The following is a 3,707-nucleotide window of genomic DNA, read 5'->3' on the forward strand; positions in this document are numbered from 1 at the left end:
GGAGGAACGGGAACCGGAGGAACGGGAACCGGAGGAACGGGAACCGGAGGAACGGGAACCGGAGGAACGGGAACCGGAGGAACGGGAACCGGAGGCCACGGCAACCTGCTGTTTCAGCAGCTGGAAGTCATGCGCATGGAAGTGGACAAGCACCTGGAGGGCAAAGGCGACGTGGCCATTGCCGATCTGGCCGGTGCCGTCTTCGACATGAAAAAACAGCTGCGGGAAGGCATCGAAGCCCAAAAGGCCCTGGGTGTCGCCTATGAAAACGAGGCGGCCATTCTGGAGAATGCCAACGAACTCACCGATCGGGTGCTCATCCAGCTGGTCAAGGACGAGTACCAACAGGGCAAGATTACACCGGCCCGCATGGCCCATATCCTCAGGCGGCTGGTGCCCGAAGCCGCCGAACTCAAGCGCCTGCTGCCCAAAATTAAAACGGCCCTGTTGGAGGAAGGCATGTCCCACACCCAGTACCTGGAGCTGATACAGGCCTTGGGCAAGGAACTGCAAAGCGAGGGTCTGGCCAATATCCTTCAGGAGAGCGGGGAAGAGATCGGTGTTGACGGCGATCAACTGATCGAGGAATTCAAGAATAATCCGGAGCAGGCGGCCCAGTTGATTTACCTGGCCGCCGAGATCCGCAAAGGCAGCGGTGACGAGGATGCGCTGGCCGATATTCTGGCCGGCTACGTGGAGCAGATGGGCGGCCAGATGGCCATGGACCAGACCGAGGAGAAGGACGATCCAGAGCATCTGAAAAAAGTGGTGGGAAGCATCGAATCCACCATTGTCAACCAACTGGGCAAGATGGATGTGGGGGGCGATGTCATCGCCAAGCTGGAAGACCGCCTCAACGCCCGGATGGAAACGGTCCTGGACCAGATGCGCGCCGAATGGCTCAAAGCCAAAGGCCAACCGGGTGAAGGTGGCGGACCCGCAACGCCGCACAAGGTTCTCAGCGTGCTCCAGACCCTGGAACAGAGCGTCAGCGAGCACGATGAACTGGGGGAGATCCTCAAGATCGTCCGCACCAAGGTCGAAGCCGGTGAGATCGATGAAAACGACTATAAAAAAATCCAGGATGAGATCGCCCGTCAGAAGCAGATCATCAAAGAGAAAGAGGCCAACCGGGTTATGCCCACCGGGATAATCAAAGCCAGCGCCATGGCCTTCATCCTCGAAAAGGAAATCGCCCGGGCCAACCGCTACGACTACTCCTTTTCCGCCCTGGCGTTCTCCATGGTGCGCATCAAGCCCCGGACCAAGGTGCCGGCCGGGGCTATCAACAACGAAATTCTCATAGAAGCCGTGCTGGCCCTGTTGGCCGAAACATTTCGCGAAGTGGACATCGTCGGCCAGCTGGGCAAAAACACCATTGTGGCCGTGCTGCCCCTGATCGGCCGCGAAGATTCCAAGAAAGCGCTGAACCGGGTGATGAAAGTGCTCCAGGACGAGCCCATCGATGTGAAGGGCATCCCCGTGGACTTCAAATTTGCCGGCATTGCCATTAGTTTTGACGGAGAACACACCCCAGACGGCAAAAGCTTTATCCGGGTAATGTCGGGTCGGCTGCAGGATATGGCCAACCGCTTGAAAAACATCCAATCGTTCATGTAACCACGAGGATATAGCTGTTAAAGATGGCGCCATCCAGGCTGCTGCTTGGAAATAGTTGCGAAACAATAATTCCCAAACTCACGTCGAGTTTTACCATTTCACGCCTGCCAGGAAATAAAGTATGAAAAAAAATCACATCCGATTTGTTTTCTTATCAATATTGATCCTTTCCTTTTCAGGAATCGTCATGGCAGCCGGCGGGCAGCCGGCCGATGCGCCAGTCTTTCCGCCCAGTCTGGAGAGCTATGGCGACAAGGATCTGGGCAGCATCGTCAGCAACCTGGGCAACCGCATCCGCCAGGAGCCGTTCAATCTGTTGGCGTCCCTCATTTTTCTGTGTGCCATCATCCACACCTTTCTCACCGGCCGATTCATGGTCATCGCCCACCGATGGGCCCATGACCACGAAGAGAAGATCAAGAAAGGGCTGGCCCCCCGCGATTCGGTGCACCACGGTGCGGAAGCCTTCCACTTCCTGGGCGAGGTGGAGGCCGTATTCGGCATCTGGGCCGCCGCCCTGGTGGGCGTCATCGTTCTGTTTTTCGACTGGCCCACGGCCAAAAGCTATATTCTGTACAAGGTGAATTTCACCGAACCGATGTTTGTCGTCGTGATCATGACCCTGGCCGCCACACGCCCGATCCTGCAAGTCACGGAACGGTTCATGTGGAAAGCCGCCAATCTGCTGGGCGGCACGCTCACCGCTTGGTGGTGGGCCATTTTGACCATCGGCCCCATTCTGGGCTCCTTCATCACCGAACCGGCGGCCATGACCATTGCCGCCCTGCTGCTGGCCGACAAATTTTATGCCCTGGCGCCCTCCAATCGGTTCAAGTATGCCACCTTGGGTCTGCTGTTCGTCAACATCTCGGTGGGCGGCACCCTGACCAGCTATGCGGCGCCGCCAGTTCTGATGGTGGCAGCGCCCTGGAAGTGGGATACGATGTTCATGCTGACCCATTTCGGCTGGAAAGCGGTATTGGGCATCCTCATGGCCAACCTGGTCTATTTTCTGATCTTTCGCGGTGAATTGAAATCTCTGCAGGAGGCTTTTGCTATGCGAAGCCTCAAGGATGAAATCCAGCAGCGCTTCCTCAAACGGGCCGACGTGGAAGACTTAGTGGACGAAACCGTCAACCGGCTCGGCGACCGCTTCAAATTTATTGAGACCTTTGCCGACCAACTCAAAATTGCCAGACAGGAAATAAGCCGGCGACTGGAAGTCAAGGTGATAGAGGAACTGAAAGGCAAAGGCATCGACCCGGAAACGGCCCGGCAAGCCTTTGAGGAGCGCAACCAGGAAATCCAGCTCAGACGCATGCGGCGAGCCCTACCCGGACTTCTTCCGCCGGAGGACCGCCCGCCGTTCATGGACCCGGACTGGGATCACCGAGACGACCCGGTGCCGTTGTGGGTAACCCTGGTGCATATCGCTTTCATGGGATGGACCATCATCAATGCCCACTATCCACCGTTTTTTATCCCGGGGCTGCTATTCTTCTTGGGGTTTGCCCAGGTCACCTCACCCTATCAGAACAAACTCAACTTGAAGCCAGCCCTGCTGGTGGGCTTTTTCCTCGGCGGCTTGGTGATCCACGGCGGACTCCAGGGCTGGTGGATCGAGCCGGTTCTGGGCAACCTGACCGAGATCCCCCTGATGCTGGGGGCCGCCATTCTCACGGCATTCAACGACAACGCGGCCATCACCTTTTTAAGCACCCTGGTACCCCACTTTTCTGATGGAATGAAATACTCGGTGGTGGCCGGCGCCGTGGCCGGCGGCGGGTTGACCATCATCGCCAATGCACCCAACCCGGCAGGGCAAAGCATCCTTTCCCGGTTTTTCCGCGATGGGGTTTCACCGCTCGGGCTGGATACACCAAAGCCTTTCACGTGCACGATCTGATCCCCTTCGATGATCGCCAGCGATGCGCCGGGAATATTTAGCGCGTCCAGTTGTTTTTCGATATAGGCATCGATCTCTTCATAGGAGCCGCTGTCGAAGACCGGTTTTGCCGAAGCGGGCTTAGCGAACAGCCGAAGGGTTAGCGCCAGCACTGTGCAAACGAGCAGCGATGAGAAAAGGA

At 57.3% G+C, this 3,707-nt stretch carries 2 protein-coding genes; both read left to right on the forward strand.

What is annotated here, in order from left to right; genetic code table 11:
* The coding region (locus ABYV26_RS22825; RefSeq protein ID WP_372683658.1) for a hypothetical protein at positions 1 to 1,620 on the forward strand (1,620 nt) is incomplete at its 5' end.
* Positions 1,621 to 1,741: 121 nt separating this feature from the next.
* Entirely contained in the window at positions 1,742 to 3,526 is a 1,785-nt protein-coding gene (locus ABYV26_RS22830; RefSeq protein ID WP_372683659.1) for a putative Na+/H+ antiporter, read from the forward strand.
* Positions 3,527 to 3,707 lie beyond the last annotated feature (181 nt).

The sequence above is a fragment of the Desulfosarcina sp. genome, from assembly GCF_041551955.1.
Taxonomy (GTDB): Bacteria; Desulfobacterota; Desulfobacteria; order Desulfobacterales; family Desulfosarcinaceae; genus Desulfosarcina.